Annotated in this window: 23 protein-coding genes and 1 pseudogene; 13 read left to right on the forward strand and 11 right to left on the reverse strand. The window is 69.7% G+C overall.

All coding sequences use genetic code 11. From position 1 onward, the window contains the following. Positions 1 to 165: 165 nt before the first annotated feature. Positions 166 to 549 carry a hypothetical protein gene (locus DL519_RS28025; RefSeq protein ID WP_223839635.1) on the reverse strand — a complete coding sequence of 128 codons (384 nt, stop codon included), beginning with the start codon at positions 547 to 549 and terminating at the stop codon, positions 166 to 168. 163 nt (positions 550 to 712) lie between these two features. On the opposite strand from DL519_RS28025, the gene DL519_RS28030 reads away from it, so the two are divergent. Both DL519_RS28030 and DL519_RS28035 read left to right on the forward strand, forming a co-directional pair. Next, positions 713 to 1,567: a helix-turn-helix domain-containing protein gene (locus DL519_RS28030; protein WP_223839636.1), complete on the forward strand. Its 855-nt coding sequence runs from the start codon at positions 713 to 715 to the stop codon at positions 1,565 to 1,567. A gap of 19 nt (positions 1,568 to 1,586) precedes the next feature. Further along, positions 1,587 to 1,799, forward strand: a complete 213-nt coding sequence (locus tag DL519_RS28035) for a DUF397 domain-containing protein (RefSeq protein WP_190819192.1) — start codon at positions 1,587 to 1,589, stop codon at positions 1,797 to 1,799. 569 nt (positions 1,800 to 2,368) lie between these two features. On the opposite strand, the gene DL519_RS28040 is transcribed toward DL519_RS28035, so the two are convergent. Beyond that, positions 2,369 to 3,802, reverse strand: a complete 1,434-nt coding sequence (locus tag DL519_RS28040) for an MBOAT family O-acyltransferase (protein WP_190819194.1) — start codon at positions 3,800 to 3,802, stop codon at positions 2,369 to 2,371. 159 nt (positions 3,803 to 3,961) lie between these two features. On the opposite strand from DL519_RS28040, the gene DL519_RS28045 reads away from it, so the two are divergent. Continuing rightward, the gene (locus DL519_RS28045; protein WP_190819196.1) at positions 3,962 to 4,804 is read left to right on the forward strand and encodes a phospholipid scramblase-related protein; all 843 of its coding nucleotides are present in this window, start codon (positions 3,962 to 3,964) and stop codon (positions 4,802 to 4,804) included. Between the two features lie 181 nt (positions 4,805 to 4,985). Here DL519_RS28045 and rlmB read toward each other — a convergent pair whose 3' ends face one another. From rlmB to DL519_RS28080, 7 genes are all read right to left on the reverse strand, one after another. Further along, positions 4,986 to 5,939 carry a 23S rRNA (guanosine(2251)-2'-O)-methyltransferase RlmB gene (gene rlmB / locus DL519_RS28050; RefSeq protein ID WP_190819197.1) on the reverse strand — a complete coding sequence of 318 codons (954 nt, stop codon included), beginning with the start codon at positions 5,937 to 5,939 and terminating at the stop codon, positions 4,986 to 4,988. Positions 5,940 to 5,942: 3 nt separating this feature from the next. Continuing rightward, positions 5,943 to 7,337 (reverse strand): cysteine--tRNA ligase, encoded by a 1,395-nt coding sequence (gene cysS / locus DL519_RS28055; protein WP_190819199.1) that lies wholly within the window; start codon positions 7,335 to 7,337, stop codon positions 5,943 to 5,945. A 71-nt stretch (positions 7,338 to 7,408) separates the two neighbouring features. After that, a complete protein-coding gene (locus tag DL519_RS28060) occupies positions 7,409 to 8,089 on the reverse strand; it encodes an HAD family hydrolase (RefSeq protein WP_190819201.1) in 681 nt (226 codons plus the stop codon). 108 nt (positions 8,090 to 8,197) lie between these two features. After that, positions 8,198 to 8,398, reverse strand: a complete 201-nt coding sequence (locus DL519_RS28065) for a hypothetical protein (RefSeq protein WP_190819203.1) — start codon at positions 8,396 to 8,398, stop codon at positions 8,198 to 8,200. A 174-nt stretch (positions 8,399 to 8,572) separates the two neighbouring features. Then, positions 8,573 to 9,055 carry a 2-C-methyl-D-erythritol 2,4-cyclodiphosphate synthase gene (ispF, locus tag DL519_RS28070; protein WP_190819205.1) on the reverse strand — a complete coding sequence of 161 codons (483 nt, stop codon included), beginning with the start codon at positions 9,053 to 9,055 and terminating at the stop codon, positions 8,573 to 8,575. Then, a complete protein-coding gene (gene ispD / locus DL519_RS28075) occupies positions 9,052 to 9,777 on the reverse strand; it encodes a 2-C-methyl-D-erythritol 4-phosphate cytidylyltransferase (RefSeq protein ID WP_190819207.1) in 726 nt (241 codons plus the stop codon). Before ispD ends, ispF begins: the two co-directional genes overlap by 4 nt. A 19-nt stretch (positions 9,778 to 9,796) precedes the next feature. Further along, positions 9,797 to 10,285, reverse strand: coding sequence for a CarD family transcriptional regulator (locus tag DL519_RS28080; protein ID WP_190819208.1), 489 nt, complete (start codon positions 10,283 to 10,285; stop codon positions 9,797 to 9,799). A gap of 298 nt (positions 10,286 to 10,583) precedes the next feature. On the opposite strand from DL519_RS28080, the gene DL519_RS28085 reads away from it, so the two are divergent. From DL519_RS28085 to disA, 3 genes are all read left to right on the forward strand, one after another. After that, the gene (locus tag DL519_RS28085; protein ID WP_190819210.1) at positions 10,584 to 11,171 is read left to right on the forward strand and encodes a copper chaperone PCu(A)C; all 588 of its coding nucleotides are present in this window, start codon (positions 10,584 to 10,586) and stop codon (positions 11,169 to 11,171) included. Positions 11,172 to 11,457: 286 nt separating this feature from the next. Further along, on the forward strand, positions 11,458 to 12,834 hold the full coding sequence (gene radA / locus DL519_RS28090; RefSeq protein ID WP_190819212.1) for a DNA repair protein RadA: 1,377 nt from the start codon (positions 11,458 to 11,460) through the stop codon (positions 12,832 to 12,834). Further along, positions 12,831 to 13,940, forward strand: a complete 1,110-nt coding sequence (gene disA / locus DL519_RS28095; RefSeq protein ID WP_190819214.1) for a DNA integrity scanning diadenylate cyclase DisA — start codon at positions 12,831 to 12,833, stop codon at positions 13,938 to 13,940. Before radA ends, disA begins: the two co-directional genes overlap by 4 nt. Before the next feature lie 60 nt (positions 13,941 to 14,000). Here the strand turns inward: disA and DL519_RS28100 are convergent, their stop codons facing one another. After that, positions 14,001 to 14,594, reverse strand: coding sequence for a hypothetical protein (locus tag DL519_RS28100; protein WP_190819216.1), 594 nt, complete (start codon positions 14,592 to 14,594; stop codon positions 14,001 to 14,003). Between the two features lie 340 nt (positions 14,595 to 14,934). Here DL519_RS28100 and DL519_RS28105 point away from each other — a divergent pair, with 340 nt between their 5' ends. The 6 genes from DL519_RS28105 (at position 14,935) to DL519_RS28125 (ending at position 19,533) form a co-directional block, all read left to right on the forward strand. Continuing rightward, entirely contained in the window at positions 14,935 to 15,840 is a 906-nt protein-coding gene (locus tag DL519_RS28105) for an A/G-specific adenine glycosylase (RefSeq protein WP_190819217.1), read from the forward strand. Next, a complete protein-coding gene (locus tag DL519_RS28110) occupies positions 15,840 to 16,367 on the forward strand; it encodes a 2'-5' RNA ligase family protein (protein WP_190819219.1) in 528 nt (175 codons plus the stop codon). Before DL519_RS28105 ends, DL519_RS28110 begins: the two co-directional genes overlap by 1 nt. A gap of 176 nt (positions 16,368 to 16,543) precedes the next feature. Then, positions 16,544 to 17,224 carry an ATP-binding cassette domain-containing protein gene (locus tag DL519_RS28115; protein WP_190819221.1) on the forward strand — a complete coding sequence of 227 codons (681 nt, stop codon included), beginning with the start codon at positions 16,544 to 16,546 and terminating at the stop codon, positions 17,222 to 17,224. Next, positions 17,221 to 18,807 (forward strand): YhgE/Pip family protein, encoded by a 1,587-nt coding sequence (locus DL519_RS28120; protein ID WP_223839637.1) that lies wholly within the window; start codon positions 17,221 to 17,223, stop codon positions 18,805 to 18,807. Before DL519_RS28115 ends, DL519_RS28120 begins: the two co-directional genes overlap by 4 nt. Next, on the forward strand, positions 18,747 to 19,160 hold the full coding sequence (locus DL519_RS47365) for a YhgE/Pip family protein (protein ID WP_263399728.1): 414 nt from the start codon (positions 18,747 to 18,749) through the stop codon (positions 19,158 to 19,160). The genes DL519_RS28120 and DL519_RS47365 overlap by 61 nt, the downstream gene beginning before the upstream one ends. 64 nt (positions 19,161 to 19,224) lie before the next feature. Further along, positions 19,225 to 19,533, forward strand: a complete 309-nt coding sequence (locus DL519_RS28125; protein ID WP_190819223.1) for an antibiotic biosynthesis monooxygenase family protein — start codon at positions 19,225 to 19,227, stop codon at positions 19,531 to 19,533. 96 nt (positions 19,534 to 19,629) lie between these two features. Here DL519_RS28125 and DL519_RS28130 read toward each other — a convergent pair whose 3' ends face one another. Next, positions 19,630 to 20,631, reverse strand: a complete 1,002-nt coding sequence (locus DL519_RS28130; RefSeq protein ID WP_190819225.1) for an endonuclease/exonuclease/phosphatase family protein — start codon at positions 20,629 to 20,631, stop codon at positions 19,630 to 19,632. Positions 20,632 to 20,763: 132 nt separating this feature from the next. On the opposite strand from DL519_RS28130, the pseudogene DL519_RS28135 reads away from it, so the two are divergent. Continuing rightward, a pseudogene (locus DL519_RS28135) lies at positions 20,764 to 20,892 on the forward strand (daunorubicin/doxorubicin resistance ABC transporter ATP-binding protein DrrA); the annotation flags it as partial. Between the last annotated feature and the right edge of the window lie 193 nt (positions 20,893 to 21,085).

The raw sequence follows: 21,085 nt of genomic DNA on the forward strand, positions 1-21,085 counted from the left end.
GGCGTCCAACCACAAACGGATGCGGCGGCGTACACGCAGCACCGCAATCAGCAAGCCCGAGCCGAACCCGTTTCGGCCCTAACGACAACCGCCCGGCGTTGACCGGCGAAACCCGGTGCAGCCGGGCAGTGAACAACCCCGGCCATACCGAGCCCGGCTGACCCGTCACGACAAGACATCGCCAGGAACCCACTGATCGCTCGGCCGCGAACATGTGACCGTCGGCGCGCCGGGCGAACCGTGCGGCGGGAGACCGAGCAACTCCATCACCACGTCAGCAACGGCGCCTCGGGCATGCCATAACGGCGGCGGTGAAGCGTGGAACTCCAGGTCTTCGACCCGAACCCGCGCCGCCAAAGCGTCGAATGCCGACCGCGCCAGGAACATGTCCATAGCCCCGCTGCGGACCCGAAAACCCTGTACCGCGAGCACGCTGTCGACCTTCGGCAGGTGTGTGAAGCGAAACCCCGACCGCACGCTTGCCTCCAGCGCCGCCAGATGCGGACGCAGCCACGGCTCGATGTCGGACTGTGCGGGACGAACACCCACGCCTGGGACTCCTCTCACCGGGACATGATCAGAGTGACGTGGGATTCCCAAAATTGCAAGAACCACAAGATGGGAAACCCATATCATCACTCGAATGGATCACTGCCTGGGAAGTTCAGGCTCGTAGACTCCCGGCACACGGCCCGCTACAGAGGAGGTACTGGTGTCAGACGGCGAACGGGTCAGCCCGACGGTTCGACTGCGGAAGCTGGCTCGGGGCTTGCGTCGTTGGCGCAATGAAGCCGACCTCTCGCTTGACGAGTTGGCTCCGCGCCTTGGCTGGTCCAAGTCCAAGCTCGGACGATTCGAGACAGGCGACGGGGCTCCGGGACCCGCCGATGTCATCGCGATCGCGACCGTCCTCGGAATCCCGGACGAAGAGCGAGAACGCTACGTCACGCTGGCCTTCCAAGCACGGCAGAAGGGCTGGTGGCAGCGCTACGACAAGGGAACACTCAAGGAGGACTTCGACGAGTACGTTGGTTTGGAGTCCGAAGCCAGCCATGTCCGCGAGTTCACGCACCAGTTGATCCCTGGACTTCTTCAGACGTCGCGTTATGCGAAAGAGATCATGCGCGCCTCGCCGGGCATCGGCGATGTTGCCGAACGTGCGGACCTACGGATGCAGAGGCAGGCACGTCTCCATGAAGCTCATCCGCTCCGACTCAGCACGATCATCCACGAGGCCGCACTACGAAACCTCGTGGGCGGTCCGGAAGTCATGCGTGAACAACTCACCTTGCTGATCGAGATGGCGAAGCTCGACCACGTGACCGTTCGGGCACTCCCGTTCAGCGCCGGCGCCTACCCCTCGATGGAGGCTCCCTTCATCATCCTGAGCTTCCCGGAGCCGGAAGATCCGGATGTTCCCTTCGCGGAGTACCTCACGGGCTGCGTCTACATCGAGGACCCGGATGAAATTGCTTCATATAATCTGTACTACAGCGCTCTTGAAGAGCAGGCGCTGAGCCCGGCAAAGTCGGTTGAGCTCATCAGCAAGATTGCCGGGGAGCTGTGATCACAACGAGGGAGCTACGATGCGCGCCCCAGACTTCAGCCAGGCGCACTGGCGCAAGAGCAGTCGCAGCGGCGGCACCGGAGGTGCTTGCGTCGAGGTCGCGCTGGTGGTGAACGCGGCAGGCGTCCGCGACAGCAAACTGGGTGACGCGAGCCCGATCCTGCCGTTCACCAACAGGGCCTGGGCAGCGTTCCTGTCTGACGTCAAGGCCGGCGATTTCGACCTGCGCTGAAAAGCGTTCTCCACGCGGCACGGACACCTACAGATCATGAGCGGGGACTGTCCAACCGACAGCCCCCGCCATGTGCCTACCGCCAACGTCCCCGTCCGGCCAACAGCGCAAGCCGCGGTGATCAAGCCGAGTCGTCGACCTGGAGATCGCGATGACGAGCCAGGCCACGTTCCGCAGCGTGGGCGTCGAGCCCTTTGCGCCAGGCCGTGAGCCACCCGTGGGCGATCAGTCAGTCGCCGGTCCCGCGCTTCCCGCTCGTACTCACGAACCTCGTCAGCACCCATGCGTGCCCGCTGCCACGGCCGCAGCGGCACCCTCACCTACGGGTTCGGCATCGCCGGCTGCAAGGCATGTCCGGCCGCGTACCCGGCCGCATGAGCCTCTTGCACTTGCTCACGAGTGATCACACGCTTTCTCTCGGTCATGCCGTGTGCCCACTGTGGACATTGCTGGGGCACATGTGGGGCACACGGCACGCCTCACAGGCCGTCAACAACAGTCACCGACCGGTACCGTTTTTGCTGGTAGATGGCATGCACGACGGCGATCCGCTGGTGACGATCCCGTGCTCAGAACTGGTAATACAGGAAAGGGCTGAAGGAGCCGGTGGCGACGAGTAGGCCCGCGTAGCCGAGGCCGAGGGTCAGGACTCCGATCCGGAGGGCGTAGGCCTGCGGGGTTCGGACCGCTTCCAGGAACGGGCCGGTGCCCGAGTTCGCCGGGAGCGCCACGACCACCAGCGCCAGCAGCAGGAACACGAGGCGCTGGTTCGTCACCGATGCCGACACGATGTCCGTCAGGCCCGCGAAATCCGGCACCAGCATGTGGCCCAGCATCACGAACGCGCTGCCCAGGTCCGGCGACCGGAAGAACACCCAGCCGACCACCACCAGCAGCAGCGTCAGCGCGCGGCGGCCGAGGCGGGCCCGGATGCCGCTCGGCGCGTGCGACCAGCCGAAGGCGCGCTCGACCACCAGCAGCGCGCCGTGGAAAAGCCCCCACACCAGGTACGTCCACGCCGCGCCGTGCCAGAAACCGGTCAGCACGAAGATGATCGCCAGGTTCCGGTAGGTGCGCGCGGTGCCCCGGCGGTTGCCGCCCAGCGGGATGTAAACGTAGTCCCGGAACCAGCGCGACAGCGACATGTGCCAGCGCCGCCAGAACTCCGTGATCGTCACCGACGAGTACGGCCGGGCGAAGTTCTCCGGCAGCCGGATCCCGAGCATCCGGCCCAGCCCGATCGCCATGTCCGAGTAGCCGGAGAAGTCGAAGTACAGCTGCATCGCGTAGCCGATCGCGCCGAGCCAGGCGATCGTGAAGGTCATGTCCTCGTTCGTGGTGGCGAAGCAGGCGTCCACCATCGGCGCCAGCGTGTCGGCGATGACGACCTTCTTTGTCAGGCCCCACGCGAACCGGGGGAAGCCCGCCGCGATGTCGTCGAGCCGGTGGGTGCGCCACTGCGGCAGCTGGTCGGCGATCTCCCGGTAGCGCACGATCGGACCGGCCACCAGCTGCGGGAACATCGCGATGTAGGTGACGAACGAGACCGGGTCGCGCAGCGCCGGGCGCTCCCCGCGGTAGGTGTCCACCAAGTAGGAGATGTGGTGGAACGTGTAGAAAGAGATCCCGATCGGCAGCGCCAGGTGCAGCACCGGGAAGTCGCCGCCGAACCACTGGCTCAGCACCGCCAGCTGCGCGGTGGCGAACCCGGCGTACTTCCACACCGCCAGGATCGTCAGGTTGAACGCGACGGCGCCGATCAGCAACCACTTCCGCCGGTTCCGCTCGACGCCCCACTCGTCGGGTTCCAGGTGCCGCCCGGCGAAGTAGTTCACCACGATGCAGGCCAGCAGCAGCAGCGTCGTCCCGCCCGCCCCGCTGGCGTAGAACAGCAGGCTGGCGACTGCGATCACGGCGTTGCGTCCGCTGCGGGGTGCGATCACCACGGCCACGAGCACGGCCGGCAGGAAGTACCAGAGGAACAGCGGACTTGCGAACGACATCGGGGGCCTCGGGGTGCGGGAGGCCCGCGCCTCCCCTTTTGAGCGGGGTTCAGCTTTCTTGCTCGTCGGACTCTAGCCGAGCCCCGAACGTCACCGGCCCGGAATGCGACGGGTACAAATCCCGGACAGCCGGTGCCGCGATCACCTAGCCTGGGGATCATGAACGCTCCGCCGCCGCCCGGTTGGTACCCGGACCAGACAGATCAGCGTTATGTGCGCTGGTGGGACGGCAGGCAGTGGACCCAGCACGTCCAGCCCGCCCAGCAGCAATACGCCCAGCAGCACCCGGCAGCGCAGCAGAACGACGCGTCGGCCATCGAGCTCGCGATGGGCGGCACCGGCGACGCCGCGTCCATCCAGCACCAGGTGCAGCAGCGGGCCGCCGTCGGAGGCGCGGTCGCAGGCGGCGGTGGCACGCTGTTCACCGAGCCGGTTCTGGTGATCAACCAGAAGGCGAAGCTGATCGAGGTGGCGAACGAGTACGCGGTCTACGACCAGCACGGGCGCCAGCTCGGCTCGGTCATGCAGGTCGGCCAGAGCGGCGCGCAGAAGGCGCTGCGGATGCTCACCAAGCTCGACTCGCTGATGACCGTGACGCTGGAGATCCGCGACATCACCGGGCGCCCGGTCCTGGTGCTGACCCGCCCGGCGACCATGTGGAAGGGCACGGTCCACGTGCAGCGACCGAACCAGTCGCCGGTCGGGGACATCAAGCTGACGAACGTCTGGGGAAAGGCCCGATTCGACTTCGAGGTCAACGGGCAGCGCATCGGCAGCCTGCACGCCGAGAACTTGCGCGCCTGGGACATCAAGGTGTTCGACCACGCCGACGCGGAGATCGGGCGGATCACCAAGACCTGGCAGGGCCTGGCGAAGGCCGCGTTCACCACGGCGGACAACTACGTCCTGCAGATCCACCGGCCGCTGGCGGACCCGCTGCTGAGCATGGTCGTCGCATCAGCCCTGACGGTCGACACGATCCTCAGCCAGAACCAACGGTAACCCGCGATTTCAATGGAAATCGAAGGTCCGATTTCCATTGAAATCGCAGTCCTTCGGCGTGTCGGCGCACGACACGCCGGAGGATGTGGACAACTACCGGAGGATGTGGACAACTACCGCAATTTCCATTGAAATCGACGTTCGATTTCAATGGAAATTGCGGTTTGGTGGGGTCTGATGATCAGGACCGGCGGCGGCGGGCGACCTCGGCGAGGACCACGCCCGCGGCGACCGAGGCGTTTAGCGACTCCACGCCGCCCGCCATCGGGATCGAGACCGTCTGGTCGCAGGTCTCCCGGACCAGCCGCGACAACCCGCGCCCCTCCGAGCCGACGACGACCACCAGCGGCTCCGTGGCCAGCTCCAGTTCGTCCGAGGTGATGTCGGCATCGGCGTCCAGACCGATGACCATCAGCCCGGCGTCCTTCAGGTCCTTCAACGTGCGGGTGAGGTTGACCGCCTTGGCCACCGGCAGCTTCGCGGCCGTGCCCGCGCTGGTGCGCCAGGCGACCGCCGTGATCCCGGCGCTGCGCCGCTGCGGCACGATCACGCCGTGCGCGCCGAACGCCGCCGCGGACCGGATCACCGCGCCGAGGTTGCGCGGGTCGGTCACGCCGTCGAGCGCGACGATCAGCGGCGGCATCCCGGAATCGCCGGCCGCCGTCAGCACGTCCTCCGGGTGCGCGTAGCTGAACTGCGGCACCTGCAGCGCAAGTCCTTGGTGCAGCGCGTTGTTCGTCATCCGGTCGAGCTCGATGCGCGGCACGTCGACCACGGAGATCCCGCGCGACTTCGCCTCCCGCACCGCCTCGGTGACCCGGTCGTCGATGTCGATGCCCTGCGCCACGTACAGCCCGGTCGCCGGCACGCCGGCCCGGATGCACTCCACCACCGGGTTGCGCCCGGCCACCAGTTCCGGCTGCGCGTCCTGCTGCGCCCGGCGCTTCGCGTACTGCTGCTCCGTCTTGCTCCGGGAGTCGGCGCGCTTCTTCGCGGGGTGGCTGACCCGGTCCTCCGCCTTCGGCGTCGGGCCCTTGCCGCGCAGCCCCCGACGGCGCTGCCCGCCGGATCCGACGACCATGCCCTTCTTGTTGCTCTTTCGCATGCCGCCGCGGCGTTTGTCGTTGCCGGCCACGTGTTACCCGTCTTTCAATGTCCACATCGGACCGTCGGGGGTGTCCTCGACGGCAATCCCGCTGTCCTGCAACCGATCGCGCAGCAGGTCGGCGGTGGCGAAATCGCGCTCCTTGCGGGCCTGCTGGCGTTGTTCCAGGAGGGCCTCGACCAGGTCGGACAACGCGCGGTGCGCGGCGTCGTCCGCGCCGGAGTCGTCGGCCCACTGCTCTGACAGCGGGTCCAAACCGAGCACGTCCGTCATGGCCCGCACCGACGCTGCCGCGTCCCGGGCCGCCTCGTCGCCGCCGCGGTCCAGGGCGGCGTTGCCTTCCCGGATCGCGTTGTGCACCGCCGCGATCGCCTGGGGCGTCGACAGGTCGTCGTCCATCGCCGCGGTGAACTCCGCGGCCAGCGCGCCGTGTTCGACGCTGCCGGCGCGCTGGCCGACGCGGCGGACGAACGACTCGATGCGGCGGTACGCGGTGACCGCTTCGGCCAGCCCCGCCTCGGAGAACTCGATCGTGGACCGGTAGTGCGGGGTGACCAGGTAGTAGCGCAGCTCGGCCGCGCGGGCGCGCTGGAGCACGGCCGGGATGGACAGGGCGTTGCCGAGCGACTTCGACATCTTCTCGCCGCTCATGGTCACCCAGGCGTTGTGCATCCAGTACTCCGCGAAGCCGTCCCCGGCCGCGTTCGACTGCGCCAGTTCGTTCTCGTGGTGCGGAAACACCAGGTCCAGGCCGCCGCCGTGGATGTCGAACTCGCTGCCGAGGTAGAAGGTGGCCATCGCCGAGCACTCCAGGTGCCAGCCCGGCCGGCCGTGGCCCCACGGCGTCGGCCAGCTCGGCTCGCCCGGCTTGGCGCCCTTCCACAGCGTGAAGTCGCGCGGGTCGCGCTTGCCGCTGGCCAGGGTCTCGCCCTGCTGCACCTCTTCGAGGCGCTGCCCGGAGAGCTTGCCGTAGTGGTCGGCGTAGGAGGTCACCGAGAAGTAGACGTCGCCGCCGGCCGCGTACGCGTGCCCCTTGTCGATCAGCCGCTGGATCAGGTCGGCCATCTGCGTGACGTGCCCGGTCGCGCGCGGCAGCACCGACGGCGGCTGGCAGCCGAGCTGGTCGTAGGCCCGCTCGAAGGCGCGCTCGTGCGTCGCGGCCCACTCCCACCACGGACGACCGGCCTCGGCCGCCTTGGTCAGGATCTTGTCGTCGATGTCGGTGACGTTGCGGACCAGGCGCACGTCGTGGCCGTTGTGCTGCAGCCAACGGCGCAGCACGTCGAAGTTCAGACCGCTGCGGACGTGTCCGACGTGGGGAATGCCCTGCACGGTGGCACCACAGACGTAGATCGACGCCACTCGGTCGCAGCGCGGGTGGAATTCGCGCGTCGTGCGGGTCGCAGTGTCATGCAGGTGCAGGCTCACGCCCCTGATGGTACGGGGGCAGGTCGACTCCCAATCACGACAGGGCCTGGCGAGTCAAGGGGTAGTGATCGTCAGCGCAGCACGTCGCGGACGGCGGTCAGCAGTCCGTCCGGCCGCTCGGTGGTGGACACCGGGTCGACGATCGCGACCTGGCATCCGACCGCGGCCGCGCCGCCGTCTGCCTCCTCGCTGTCGCCGACCATCAGCGCCTCGCCGGGCGCGACGTCGAGCCGCTCGCAGGCCCGCAGGAAGATCTTCGAGTCCGGCTTGATCACGCCTTCGAGGTACGAGAGCAGGAATTCATCGACGTACCGGGTGACACCGATCCGCTCGAAAGCAGGGCGGATGTCGAACGCGATGTTGCTGATCACGCCGATCTTGATGTCCGCCTCGTGCACCCGGCGCAGCACGTCCGCGGCGTCCGGGTACGGCGTCCAGAAGTCGGTGTCGATCAGCCGCTCGTAGAGGCCCTCGGCCTGGCCGTCCAGCACGCCGGAGCTGCGCAGCACCTCCAGGTAGACCTTGCGGTGCAGGGCGGGGTCCAGGTCGCGGTTCTCCCAGGCGTCCTGGAACTCGGGGCCGAGCTGCACGACCTGGCCGACCGGCGCGGTCATCCGGCGCATGACCTCGGTCTGCGCCGCCAGGTCGAAGGGGGTGCCGTCGGCGTCGGCGAGGTCGGAGAACCAGGACTCGTCTTCCTCCAACCGGAAGAGCGTGCCGGAGAAGTCGAAGAGCACCGCGCGCAGAGTCACGGGTCCACGGTAAGTGGACTGGACCGGGCCGAGCACCGACATGCGTCCAAGCTCACGACGCCGCCCCGGCCCGATGGTTCGCAGTTTCGATTGAAAACTGCGGTGCGGTCAGCAGCGCGGGGTCTGGTGGTTCCGCATCGGGACGACGATGCCCGCGATGCAGATCGCCGCGCTCGCCCACAACAGGATCACGGCCGCCGCCAGCCCGAGGCCGTCGCCCCCGGACCACAACACGAACGACATCGGCCACGCCAGCACCGGCTGCACTATGAGCAGCCGACGCACCCACCGGTTCCGCTCGATCTCCATGTGTCGAGCATGGCGCGCACCGACCCTGGCATTCCAGACCGCGAGCCCTGAGTTTTCCCCGACTCCGCCTACCCGTTACACCCCGGTACCTGTCCGTTACTCCAGAAGCCGCTGATCGGTGCCCGTGAGTGCTTTTCCGTGCTGTAGCACCGAAAAGCACTCACGGGCACCGACTCAGGCCGTTGGGACGACCAGGACGGTGGCGACGGCGGCGACGCCTTCGCCGCGACCGGTGAGGCCCAGGCCGTCGGAGGTCGTGCCGGACACCGAGACCGGCGCGCCGATCGCCTCCGAGAGCACCTGCTGCGCTTCCTCGCGGCGCCTGCCGATGCGCGGCGCGTTGCCGATCACCTGCACGGTCGCGTTGCCGATCCGAAAACCCGCCGCAGCGACCCGGTCTCGCACCTCGACCAGGAAGTCCACCCCATGGGCGCCCGCCCAGCGGTCGTCATCGGTGCCGAACACCGCGCCAAGATCGCCGAGCCCAGCCGCCGACAGCAGCGCGTCGCACAGCGCGTGCGCCGCGACGTCGCCGTCAGAATGCCCGGCGCAGCCGTCCACGCCCGGCCAGAGCAGGCCCGCGATCCAGCAGTCGCGCCCGGCTTCGACGGGGTGGACGTCGACGCCTTGGCCAACGCGGGGCAGCAGCTCGGTCACTCAAGTTCTCCAGTGTCGTTCGCAACACCCGCATCCGAAGTCACTTTGGCCACGGCGAGCACCGACTCGGCGATGGCCAGATCGAAGGCGGTGGTGATCTTCAAGGCGTGCGGGTGCCCGTCGACAGTGTGCACCTTGCCCCCGACCCGCTCCACGAGCCCGGCGTCGTCGGTGGCCACATCACCGGCCGCGGCGTAGGCCTCCCGCAGCACGTCGATGGCGAAGCCCTGCGGGGTCTGCACCGCCCGCAGCCGTGAGCGGTCCACGGTCGAAACGACGTCACCTGCGTCGTCGACCTGCTTGATCGTGTCTGTGACCGGCAGCACCGGGATCACCGCGGGAGCACCCCGCTCGACCGCGGCCACGACGTCCCGGATCATCGAAGCTGGGGTGAAGGCCCGCGCCGCGTCGTGCACCAGCACCACCCGCGCGTCCGGGGCCACCCGCTCGACCGCGTCCAGCGCGCGCCGCACGGAGTCGGTCCGCTCCGCTCCCCCCGGGACCACGTGCGCGGACGGCAGCGCGGCCAGCTCCGCGGCCACGACCTCGACCTGATCGGCCGGTGCCGCGACCACGACGTGGTGCACGCGGCCCGAGGCCAACAAGCCGCGGACCGCACGCAACAACAACGATTCACCGTTCACCAGGACCAGCGCCTTCGGCATCCCGGCACCCAAGCGCACCCCGCGACCCGCCGCAGGGACCAGCGCAACTACGCTCACGCTCGTCTGTTCCCGATGATCACACTGCGGCGGCGAGGACTTCGTCCAGCAGGGTTTCCGCTTTGCCTTCGTCGGTACCCTCGGCCAATGCCAGCTCGCTGACCAGGATCTGCCGCGCTTTCGCCAACATCCGCTTCTCTCCTGCGGACAGTCCGCGATCCCTCTCACGTCGCCAGAGGTCGCGCACCACTTCGGCCACCTTGTTCACATCGCCGGAGGCGAGCTTCTCCAGGTTGGCCTTGTACCGCCGAGACCAGTTCGTGGGCTCTTCGGTGTGCGGGGCCCGCAGCACGTCGAAGACCCGATCGAGTCCCTCCTGGCCGACAACGTCCCGGACACCGACGAACTCGGCGTTGTCCGCGGGAACGCGCACGGTCAGGTCGCCCTGCGCGACCTTGAGGACGAGGTACTGCTTCTCCTCGCCCTTGATCACACGAGTCTCGATTGCTTCGATGAGCGCGGCACCGTGATGCGGGTAGACGACGGTCTCTCCGACCTTGAAAACCATGTGTCCTCTGCCCCTTTCGCTACGCCCACTTTAACACGTGGGGCAACTGGACCTCGACCACCTCACCATCCGTAATCGCAGGTCAGGCCGTGAACAGGGGTTGACAACAATGCCCCGGACGTGCAAGGACGCACCTTTCGGCCCACTGAAACCGTCCACTATGGACACTCCGATGGGGGTGTCACGGCTGCGCCCGGTGACCCCGAAATAGGTAGTTCGGCTAACCCCTGGAACGCCCCGTGCAGGCGGGGATTAAGCTTCCCCCGGTTGTCCGGCAATCAGGAAGGACGCTGCAACCGTGAGCCGCCCTCAGCATCTCAAGGCCGTCCGCCTGCGGTTGATCCCGGCCGCTATCGGGCTCGGCGCCGTCGTCGCCCTCGCTGGGTGCAGTGCCGGTCAGGTGACCGAGACCGACACCCAGGTCGCCGCCGTCAACGGTGGCAGCGGCGATCTCAAGCAGATCGCGATCCGCAACGCCACGTTCACCTTCCCGACCTCCGACGCCCGCTACCCGGCCGGTTCCTCCGCGCCGGTCCAGCTGGTGATTACCAACGAGGGCCCGGACGACAAGCTGGTCCAGGTCACCAGCCCCTACGCCGCGTCGGCCATCCTCGGCGGGATCACCGACGTGCCGAGCCGGACCGCGCTGCACGCCGTCGGCCAGTCCGCGGCGGTCCAGCAGGGCGAGACGTCCGCGGACCGCGAGGTGCAAATCACGCTGAACGGCTTCAAGCAGGACATCACGCCGGGCGTGACGGTCCCGGTGACCTTCGTCTTCGAAAAGGCCGGCTCGGTCACCGTGCAGGTCCCGGTGGGCCCAGACCACACGCCGCGCCCCGAGCACAGCAGCCCGCTGCCGGGCGCCGAGCAGGGCGGCGGTCACTGACCACAGGCTTCACCGGAATCGGGCCGTCCCCGCTCAGGGGCGGCCCGATTTCGCACCTCAGATGCCCTGCGCGCCGCGACTCGCGCGACTGATACCGGCGCTGGCTCCCCGGGGCAGCCCGGCTGGGTTGGCGCAATTTCAATGGAAATCGAAGATCCGATTTCCATTGAAATTGCGTCGGCCACGGGACCTGCCCGCCGCTTGATCCACTCGAAGGTGGGGAATCCGCGTGGTTGCCGCGATGCCGGTGATCGGGCCTGTCGTCGCGGGCGGATAGCCTCGCGGCGTGCCCCCGAAGAACGCCCGCGCCGCCCGCCCCGCATACCGCTGCGCCGACTGCGACCACGAGGTCGCCAAGTGGGTCGGCCGCTGCCCGAGCTGCCAGGCGTGGGGCACCATCGACGAGATGGCCGCAGCCCGCCCGGTGCTGACGAAGGTCGCGGCGGGCGCACCCGCCACCCCGGCCCGCCCCATCGCCGAGGTCGACCTCGACTCCGCCCGCGCCGTGTCCACCGGCATCGCGGAGCTGGACCGGGTGCTGGGCGGCGGCATCGTGCCGGGCGCGGTCGTGCTGCTGGCCGGCGAGCCGGGTGTGGGCAAGTCCACACTGCTGCTGGAGGTCGCGCACCGCTGGGCCGCGGGTGCCTCACCCGGCCCGTCGCTCTACGTCACCGGCGAGGAATCCGCAGGTCAGGTGCGCCTTCGCGCGGAGCGAACCAGCTCGGTGCACCCGGAGCTCTTCCTCGGCGCCGAGAGCAACCTCTCCGCCGTGCTCGGGCACGTCGACGCGGTGAAACCGGGCCTGCTGATCGTCGACTCGGTGCAGACCGTGCAGTCGCCCGAGGCCGACGGCAGCCCCGGCGGCGTCACGCAGGTCCGCGCGGTGACCACCGCGCTGGTGGCGCTCGCCAAGGAGCGCGGCCTGCCGGTGGTGCTGGTGGGGCATGTCACGAAGGACGGCGCGGTGGCCGGTCCGCGCGTGCTGGAGCACCTGGTCGACGTCGTGCTGCACTTCGAGGGCGACCGGCACTCGGCGCTGCGGATGCTGCGCGGCGTGAAGAACCGGTTCGGCCCCGCCGACGAGGTCGGCTGCTTCGAGCAGCGCGACGACGGCATCGCCGAGGTCCCGGACCCCTCCGGGCTGTTCATCAACCGCCAGGAGACGCAGGTCGACGGCACCGCGGTGACCGTGATGGTGGAGGGCAAGCGCCCGCTGCTGGTGGAGGTCCAGTCGCTGGTGATGAAGACCCAGATGGCCATGCCGCGGCGCTCGGTCAGCGGCCTGGACTCGGCGCGGGTGTCGATGATGCTCGCGGTGCTGGGCAAGCACGGCCAGGTGCACACCGGCGACTGCGACGTGTTCGCCGCGACGGTCGGCGGCACGAAGGTGCACGAGCCCGCCGCGGACCTCGCGATCGCTCTGGCCATCGCCTCGTCGAAGAAGGGCAAGGCGCTCCCGTCGAACCTGATCGCGGTCGGTGAGGTGGGGCTGGCCGGGGAGATCCGGCGGGTCAGCGGCGTCGGGCGGCGGCTGGCGGAAGCGGCCAGACTCGGCTTCGACCGGGCGCTGGTGCCGCCGGACGCGGGCCCGCTGCCGAAGGGCGTGCGCGCCACGGTGGTGCCGAACATCAGCGAGGCGCTCACGATCGTGAGGTGCAAATGAGCCACGAGCAGCTGCGCGGCACGCTCGCCCGGCTGGCTCCCGGAACCGCGCTGCGGGACGGGCTGGAGCGCATCCTGCGCGGGCGCACCGGCGGCCTGATCGTGCTCGGTTACGACCCGGCGGTCGAGGCGCTCTGCGACGGCGGGTTCCACCTGGACATCGAGTTCAGCGCTACCCGGCTGCGCGAACTGTCCAAGATGGACGGCGCGGTGGTGCTGTCCACGGACGCCAAGCGGATCATGCGGGCGAACGTGCACCTGGTGCCTGATGCCAGCACCCCCACCGAGGAGTCCGGCACCCGGCACCGCACGGCGGAGCGCACCGCGATCCAGACCGGCTACCCGGTGGTGTCCGTCAGCCAGTCGATGAGCATCATCAGCATCTACACGCAGGGCCACCGGCACGTGCTGATCGGCTCGCCGGAGATCCTGTCCCGCGCGAACCAGGCGCTGGCGACCCTGGAGCGCTACACCGCGCGGCTGGCCGAGGTCGCGCAGACGCTGTCGGCGCTGGAGATCGAGGACTACGTGACGTTGCGCGACGCGATGACCGTCGTGCAACGGATGGAGATGGTGCGGCGGATCGCCGACGAGATCGAGGGCGACGTCGTCGAGCTGGGCAAGGACGGCCGGCTCATCGAGCTGCAGCTGGACGAGCTGGTCGGCTCCTCGCGGGAGGCGCGCGACCGCCGGGGCCACGCCCGCGACGGCATCGACCTGGACCGGGAGCTGATCGTGCAGGAGTACCTGCCGACCAGCGGCGCGATGCCGACCTCGGAGCAGGTCGAGACGGCGCTGCGCAAGCTCGACGGCACGGAGCTGCTGGACCTGACCGCGATCGCCGGCGCCTTCGGCTACCCGGACACGCCGGAGGCGCTGGACCAGCACCTGACCCCGCGCGGCTACCGGCTGCTCGCCAGGGTGCCGCGGCTGCCCGCCACCGTCCGCCGGCAGCTGGTGGAGCACTTCGGCTCGCTGCAACGGCTGCTCGCGGCGACGGTGGACGAGCTGCGCGCGGTGGAGTCGATCGGCGACACGCGGGCGAGCCTGGTCCGGGAAGGCCTCTCCCGGCTCGCCGAATCATCCATAGTGGACCGGTTCCCCTGAGCCGTTGCAGTCTCTCCGATTTCGCCCGGGCTCCGGGCGCTGCCGGTCAGGATGCGCCGGTCAGTATGCGGCGGTCAGGCGGAACGGGGTGGGCGAGCTGTTGAGCGCCGCGACCCTGGCCACCACCTGGTAGTCGCCCGCCGGTGCGCGCCCCGTCTCGTCCCGGCAGTCCGCTGTGGACATCTGGCCGGACCACTGGACGTCGTTGCGCGCCGACTGCCCCGGCTGCAGCAGCGGCTGCTCGTTGGTCGACTCCGAGTAGCAGTCGTTGCTGGACCACACGTGCTTGCCGCCCGGGGTCGACACGGTCAGCTCGCGCAGCATCCGGTTGACGTCCCGCACGCACGCCCGGTCGCCCGCGTTGGTCACCACGATGCTCATGCCGATCCGCTCGCCCACCTTGAACTCCGGGCGGGCCACCTCGGCGACGACGCGCATCGACTCGTCCGCGCACGGCGGCGGCGGGGCGTCGGCCGCCACCGCGACCGGCGGACCCGGCGGCGGTGCCTGGGCCGCCTGGGGCTCCGAGGCGCCGCCGATCAAGGCGATCGCACCCCAGCCGATGAGGACCGCTGCGAGCACGGCCGCACCGATCGCCACCGCGCGGCGACGCCAGTACACCGCGGGCGGAAGCGGCCCGGTCGGATCAAGCACGGCACGACAGTAACTCGATGACTACTCCGAACAGCGTTATCAGCGAACACCCAATTGGGCGTATCGCATTCGATCATGCCTACAGCACCCGATTCCGCTACCCGCCGACCACCGATCCCGGGCCTCGCACCCGAGCACGCGGTTTCGCGGCGCCGCGGCGTGCACGGCGGTTTCTCGCGAAACCGCGCCCCCCGCAGCGCGCGAGGGGCATTTTTGCAGGTAGCCAAGGCCGTTTCGGTTCCAGTCGAGTGGACTCCGTACGGCGGGCAGGGCGGCGCCAGGTGATGGGCTCGGACGCGGTTCCGCGAGGGTTCGGGGACCTGGCAGGATCGGTCGTGTCATGAAGACCACCGCAGCGCATCCCACCGTCCCACCCCTGGACCCGGTCGACTTGATCGACTGGTTCGCCGCGACCGCCCGACCGCTGCCGTGGCGCGCGCCCGGCACGACGGGTTGGGGCGTGCTGGTCAGCGAGACGATGCTGCAGCAGACCCCGGTCAACCGGGTCCAGCCGATCTGGGAGGAGTGGATGCGCCGCTGGCCGCGTCCCTCCGACCTCGCCGCCGAGTCGCAGGGCGAGGTGCTGCGCGCCTGGGGGAAGCTCGGCTACCCGCGCCGGGCGCTGCGGCTGTACGAGGCGGCCGCGACCATCGCCGCCGAGCACGGCGATGTCGTCCCGTCCGACGTCGACACCCTGCTGGCGCTGCCGGGCATCGGCGCCTACACCGCCCGGGCCGTGGCGGCCTTCGCCTACGACAAGCGGGCGCCGGTGGTCGACACGAACGTCCGGCGGGTGGTAGCGCGCGCCGTGCACGGCGCTGGTGATGCCGGTCCGCCGTCGACCAAGCGCGATCTCGACGACGTCGACGTCCTGCTTCCGGCCGACGACGCCAGCGCCGCGAAGCTGTCGGCGGCGTTGATGGAGCTCGGCCAGGTGGTGTGCACCGTGCGGTCGCCGCGGTGCGAGGCCTGCCCGATCGCGCACGACTGCGCGTGGCAGCACGCGGGCCGACCTGCCTACGCCGGGCCGCCGAAGAAGGTGCAGAAGTTCGCCGGCACCGATCGCCAGGTGCGCGGCAAGCTGCTGGACGTGCTGCGCGGTTCGACCGGCCCGGTGCTGCGCGAGCAGCTGGACGCGGTGTGGTCAGACGCCGGGCAGCGGGACCGGTGCCTGGACTCCCTGCTGGTGGATGGGCTCGTCGAGCAGACCGACGACGGCCGCTTCGCGCTCCCCGGCGAGCATTGATGGCGCAGGCGTTGGTGTCGTTCTTCGACGACGCAGCGGAATCCGAGATCCGGGCGTTGTGGCGCCGCTTGGACGACGCCGGGGTGCCGAGCATCGCCACCCGATCCGACGGCAAGCACCGTCCGCACGTGACCTTCGCGGCGGCGGCCGGGATCCCCACCGCCGCGCGCAAGGCGCTGCGCACCGAGCTGGAGCTGCTGTCCATTCCGGACCTCTGGCTGCACACCCTGGGGACGTTCCCCGGCGAGGACCGGGTCCTGCTGCTGGGAGCGGTCGTGGACACCGAGCTGCTGGCGGTTCACTCGGCGGTGCACGACGCACTGGCCGGGCGCGTGCAGCACCCGTCCGCCTACTACTTCCCCGGCGCCTGGATCCCGCACTGCACGCTCGCCCAGGGCATCACGGACGACCGGCTGGCGGTGGGCTTCCGGGCCCTGCAACCGCCAGAGCCGGTACGAGCGGGGATCAGCGAGATCGCCATCGTCGACACGCGAACCGGCGACACCGAAACCATCATCACCCGCTGATCGCAGGTTCCGCATAGCCCACTGCCGCGGACCGGACACGCCGACGGTGCGGATTTCCGGCAAGACCGACCCACCTGGCACGAGGCGCAACGTCGACCTCGCTCCACTTTGGACATGAGTTGCCGAGATCCGCGCGAGCCGCCACTTTGGACACAGTCATGCGCTCAGGAGGGTGAATGGACGTCGACGGTGTGGCCATCCTCGCCCGCGGAATCGCCGCCAGGGGCCCCGAGGGCATCATCTTCGCCGACCTGGACCTGCGCGTCGAACCCGGCGCACTGGCCGTGGTGGCCGGGCCCTCCGGCACGGGCCGCACCTCGCTGCTGCTCGCCCTGTCCGGCCGCCTCCCGCTGATCACCGGGCACCTGGACGTGTCCGGGCACGTGCTGCCCGCGCAGGCCAAGGCGGTGCGGCAGCTGATCCGCCCGGCCCGGCTGCGCCCGGGCTACGAGTTGGAGGCCAAGCACCGGGTCCGGGAGGCGATCGTGGAACGCCGCCTGATCAGCGGCGTCTCCGAGCGCTCCATCGATGCCGCGCTCGACAAGGTGCGGATCGCCCCGGACCGCACCGCGCTGATCGACGAGCTGCACCCCGCCGAGCGGCTGCTGCTCGCGGTGGCCCTGACGGTCGCCGCCGAGCCCGCCGGGATCCTCGTCGACGACGTGGACGCCGGTCTCCCCACGTCCGGGCGGGCGCAGGTGTGGGCGGGGCTGCGCGAGGTGGCCCGCACCGGGATGACAGTGCTGGCCAGCGCCACCGATCCGCCGTCCGGCGACGTCGACGTGATCCCGCTGCCCGCGCGCGGACCCGACCGCCCCACGAAGGTGCTCGACCTGCAGGAAGAGGTCACCCGGTGAAAGCGTTCAAGCTCGCGTGGCTGGAGGTACGGCGCTTCCGCGGGCCGCTGCGCCGCTTCGTGCCGCTCGTCCTGGTCCTGGTCCCGCTGCTGTACGGGTCGCTGTACCTGTGGTCGAACTGGGACCCCTACGGCCGGTTGAACCGGGTACCGGTCGCGGTGGTCAACTCGGACCAGCCGGTGGACAGCCGCGGCGAGCACATCAACGCCGGCGAGCAGTTCGTCCAGCAGCTCAAGGCCACCGACATCTTCGACTGGAACTTCGCGGACTCCGCCGAGGCCCGGCACGGGCTGCAGGAGGGCCGGTACTACTTCACGATCGAGGTCCCGTCGGACTTCAGCACGAAGCTGGCGACCGCGGCCGACCGCAGCCCGGAGCGCGCCTCGCTGCAGATCGTCAAGAACGACGCCAACGGCTACATCGCCGGGATCATGGCCGATACGGTGCAGACCGAGCTGCAGAACCAGATCAACGCCGCCGCGCACGCCACCTACGCCCGCGCGCTCTACGGCGAGCTCGACCAGGCGCGCGGGAAGCTGCAGCTCGCTTCGGAAGCGTCGAAGCAGCTCGTCGAGGGCACCGATCTGAGCAAGCAGGGCACCGCGGCGCTTTCCAAGGGCCTCAACGGGGTTCGCGACGGCACCGGCGAGGTTTCGCGCGGCGTGCAGAGCATCTCCGACGCCACCGCGCAGCTGGACCAGCAGCTGCGCACGATCAGCAACTTCACCGCCGAACGGCTGCCGGGCGCGGTCAACACCCTGGTCAACGCGAGCAACGTGGCGGTCAACAGCCTGAGCACGATCAAGGCCACCACCGGTTTCCTCAGCCAGCGCGCGGCAGAAGGCCGCGCGGCCATCGAGGAACTCGGCCAGAAGCATTCCGAGATCGCGCAGGATTCCGCGTACCAGCGAGCGCTGGACAACGCCCGCAAGCTCGCCGACTCGGCGGCCGCCGCCGAAAAGGACGCCCAGCAGGCCCTGAAGACCGCGCAGGACGCCAACGGCCAAGCGCTGGCCCTGCAGAACAACGTCGGTCCGCTGCAGAACCAGATCCGCGCGATCACGGCCCCGGCGGACACGCTGCGCGCCGGCGCCGCGGAGCTCGCCGGCGGTTCCAACGGCATCACCAACGGCCTCAACACGCTGGCCGCGAGCAGCGGGGTGCTGGAGACCGGCGCCGGGCAGCTCAACGACGGCGCGAAGAACCTGCTGGGACTGGTCGACGACACGCTGGGCAAGATCCCGCCGACGAACCCCACCGAGGTCGCCAACGCCGCCGACGTCCTCGGGTCGCCGACCGAGATCCACACCGAGAACCTCAACCCGGCCAACGTGTACGGGCGCGGGCTGGCGCCGTTCTTCTTCGCGATCGCCCTCTGGGTGTTCGGCCTGTTCGCGTACCTGCTGCTCAAGCCGGTGAACCTGCGCGCGCTCGCGGACCGCGTCGGGCCGTTCACGATCGCGTTCGCCGGGTTCCTGCCCGCGGCGGTGCTGAGCGTGCTCGGGGGCTCGTGCTGTACGCGGTGGTCGACTTCGGGCTCGGGCTCGACCCGTTGCACGTTTGGTGGACGATCGGGCTGGTGACCCTCGCCGCGGTCGCGTTCGTGGCGATCGACCACTTCCTGCGCACGGCGTTCGGCACGGTCGGCGGCCTGTTGTCGCTGGTGCTGCTGATCATCCAGCTCACCGCCTCCGGCGGCCTGTACCCGATGGAGACGACTCCGGTGCCGTTCCAGGCGATCCACCCGTTCCTGCCGATGAGCTACCTGGTGGACGGGCTGCGGGTGACGATCTCCGGCGGCATGACGGAGCACCTGCTGCGCGACGTCGCCGTGCTGACCGGATTCCTGGTGGTCTTCCTGGCCCTGACGACGCTGGCGGTGCAACGCCAGCGGTCCTGGACGATCGCCCGCCTGCACCCGCAAATCGAGTTGTAGCGCTCGCCTGTGACCTCTTGCCGCGCGGTCGCAGGCAACCCCTTCAGGCTCGTAGGCTGGCTACATGGCTGTTGTGAAGATCAATGCTATCGAGGTTCCCGAGGGCTCCGGTCCGGAGTTGGAGAAGCGGTTCGCTTCGCGGCACGGCTCCGTGGACAGCGCTCCCGGCTTCCTCGGCTTCGAGCTGCTGCGCCCGGTCAAGGGCGAGAACCGGTACTTCGTCTACACGAAGTGGGAGTCCGAGGAGGCGTTCCAGGCGTGGGCCAGCGGCCCGGCCAAGGCGGCGCACGCCGGTGAGGCCAAGAACCCGGTGGCCACCGGCTCCAGCCTCCTGGAGTTCGAGGTCATCCAGGAGTCCCACCCGGGCGCCTGACCCCGCTCAGGGCTCGTGACTGCTTCGAGCTGCCATGGCGGCCCCAAAGCAGTCACGAGCAATGGGCTGGGCGAACGCTGATCCTGCTGGGGTGCGTCAGCGCGTCAGGACGAGCGTGGCGAGGATCGCGCGATGGTCGGCGCCCGCCACGTCGAAGGTCCGGTAGGACTGAGCGGCAATGCCCTTGGTGGTGAGCACGTGGTCGATCGTGACCGGCGGCGGGAACCAGGAGCCCGGACCCGGCCAGGTCGGGTGCAGGCCGGCACCGGTGACCTCGGCGGCGTCGGTGTAGCCCTGGTTGAGCAGGTACTTGAGGCGGGTGTGGTCGAGGGTCGCGTTGAAGTCGCCCGCCAGCATCCGTGGCGTGCCGTCGGCGGCCGGGCCCGGTAGCGCGCGCAGGTCGCTGGCCCAGACCTCGGCGGTGTCGCGGCCCATCGGGTACAGCGGGTGCACCGCCACGATCTCGAAGTCCCGCGCCCCCGGCACCTGCACCCGCGCCGAAGGCTGGGCCAGCGTCGTCTGCGGCACCAGCGCCAGTTCCTGCACCGGATAGCGGGAGGCGATCCCGGTGCCGTCCGCCTTCGGCCCCGGTTGGTACACCCGGTGCGGCAACACTTCGGCGAGTCCGGCGGCGTCCAGCCCGTCCACCATCTCGGGCGTGAGTTCCTGCAGGCTGAGCACGTCGACCTGGTTCTGCCGCACCAGGTCCACGACCTGCGCGGCGTCCGCGCCGCCGAAGTAGGTGTTCAGCGACAGCACCCGCAGCGCCACGCCCTGCGCCGGGGTCGTGTTGGGAATCGCCCGCGGCACGACCGACAGCGCCAGGGCCGCGACGACCAGGCCGACGACGAGCGCGGTCAACCAGCGCCGCAGCACCAAGCCGAGCAACGCCAGCACGATGCCGGCCAGCAACGCGTACTGGGTGAGCGCCACCAGCGCGACCGTGTACCGGTCGCCATCCAATCCGGCCAGCGGCAGCGCCGCCCACACCAGGAAGCCGAACGTGGCCAACAGCAGCAGCACCGTGATCGCACGCCCACCGGGCTTTCGGCGCGGCCGGTGCTCCTGCTCCGGCTCGGCCAGCAACGTCTGATCCATGTGACTCCCCTTGTCGTCCGCGTCACCCAGCCTGTCAGCGAGCTGTGCGCGGCCGGTCAGGACCCTCGGCGACATTGGTGGGCGCAAGCCGAAGGAGGTTGCATGTCATTCGCGATCCAGGCCGAGGGCCTGCTGGCCGACCGGATCAGCGTGATCGACCACGGCCGGCGCGTCGCCGACGGCCGCGCCGACGAGCTCAAGCGCCGCGTCGGCGGCCAGACCCTGCAGGTGCGGCCCACCGACCTGGCGAACGTGCCCGCGGCGGTGGCCCGATCTTCGCCGCTGATCGGCGCGGTGCTGGGCGACATCGTGCGGTACCTGGTGTCGCTCGCGGTGCTGCTGGTGTTCGCCACCATCATGGGCTTCCGCATCCAGACCGATCCGCTGTCGGCGCTGGCCGCGATCCTTGTGGTGATCGCCTTCGCGCTGGCGATGTGCTGATCACGGTGTTCCT

This window comes from Saccharopolyspora pogona (assembly GCF_014697215.1).
GTDB lineage: Bacteria > Actinomycetota > Actinomycetes > Mycobacteriales > Pseudonocardiaceae > Saccharopolyspora > Saccharopolyspora hattusasensis.

Coding starts and splice junctions, on each gene's coding strand:
- DL519_RS28040 (WP_190819194.1), bottom strand. CDS start 3,802: ATGTCGTTCGCAAGTCCGCTGTTCCTCTGGTACTTCCTGCCGGCCGTG.
- DL519_RS28125 (WP_190819223.1), top strand. CDS start 19,225: ATGGCTGTTGTGAAGATCAATGCTATCGAGGTTCCCGAGGGCTCCGGT.
- DL519_RS28105 (WP_190819217.1), top strand. CDS start 14,935: ATGAAGACCACCGCAGCGCATCCCACCGTCCCACCCCTGGACCCGGTC.
- DL519_RS28080 (WP_190819208.1), bottom strand. CDS start 10,285: ATGGTTTTCAAGGTCGGAGAGACCGTCGTCTACCCGCATCACGGTGCC.
- DL519_RS28035 (WP_190819192.1), top strand. CDS start 1,587: ATGCGCGCCCCAGACTTCAGCCAGGCGCACTGGCGCAAGAGCAGTCGC.
- DL519_RS28065 (WP_190819203.1), bottom strand. CDS start 8,398: ATGGAGATCGAGCGGAACCGGTGGGTGCGTCGGCTGCTCATAGTGCAG.
- DL519_RS28110 (WP_190819219.1), top strand. CDS start 15,840: ATGGCGCAGGCGTTGGTGTCGTTCTTCGACGACGCAGCGGAATCCGAG.
- disA (WP_190819214.1), top strand. CDS start 12,831: ATGAGCCACGAGCAGCTGCGCGGCACGCTCGCCCGGCTGGCTCCCGGA.
- DL519_RS28045 (WP_190819196.1), top strand. CDS start 3,962: ATGAACGCTCCGCCGCCGCCCGGTTGGTACCCGGACCAGACAGATCAG.
- DL519_RS28115 (WP_190819221.1), top strand. CDS start 16,544: ATGGACGTCGACGGTGTGGCCATCCTCGCCCGCGGAATCGCCGCCAGG.
- DL519_RS28130 (WP_190819225.1), bottom strand. CDS start 20,631: ATGGATCAGACGTTGCTGGCCGAGCCGGAGCAGGAGCACCGGCCGCGC.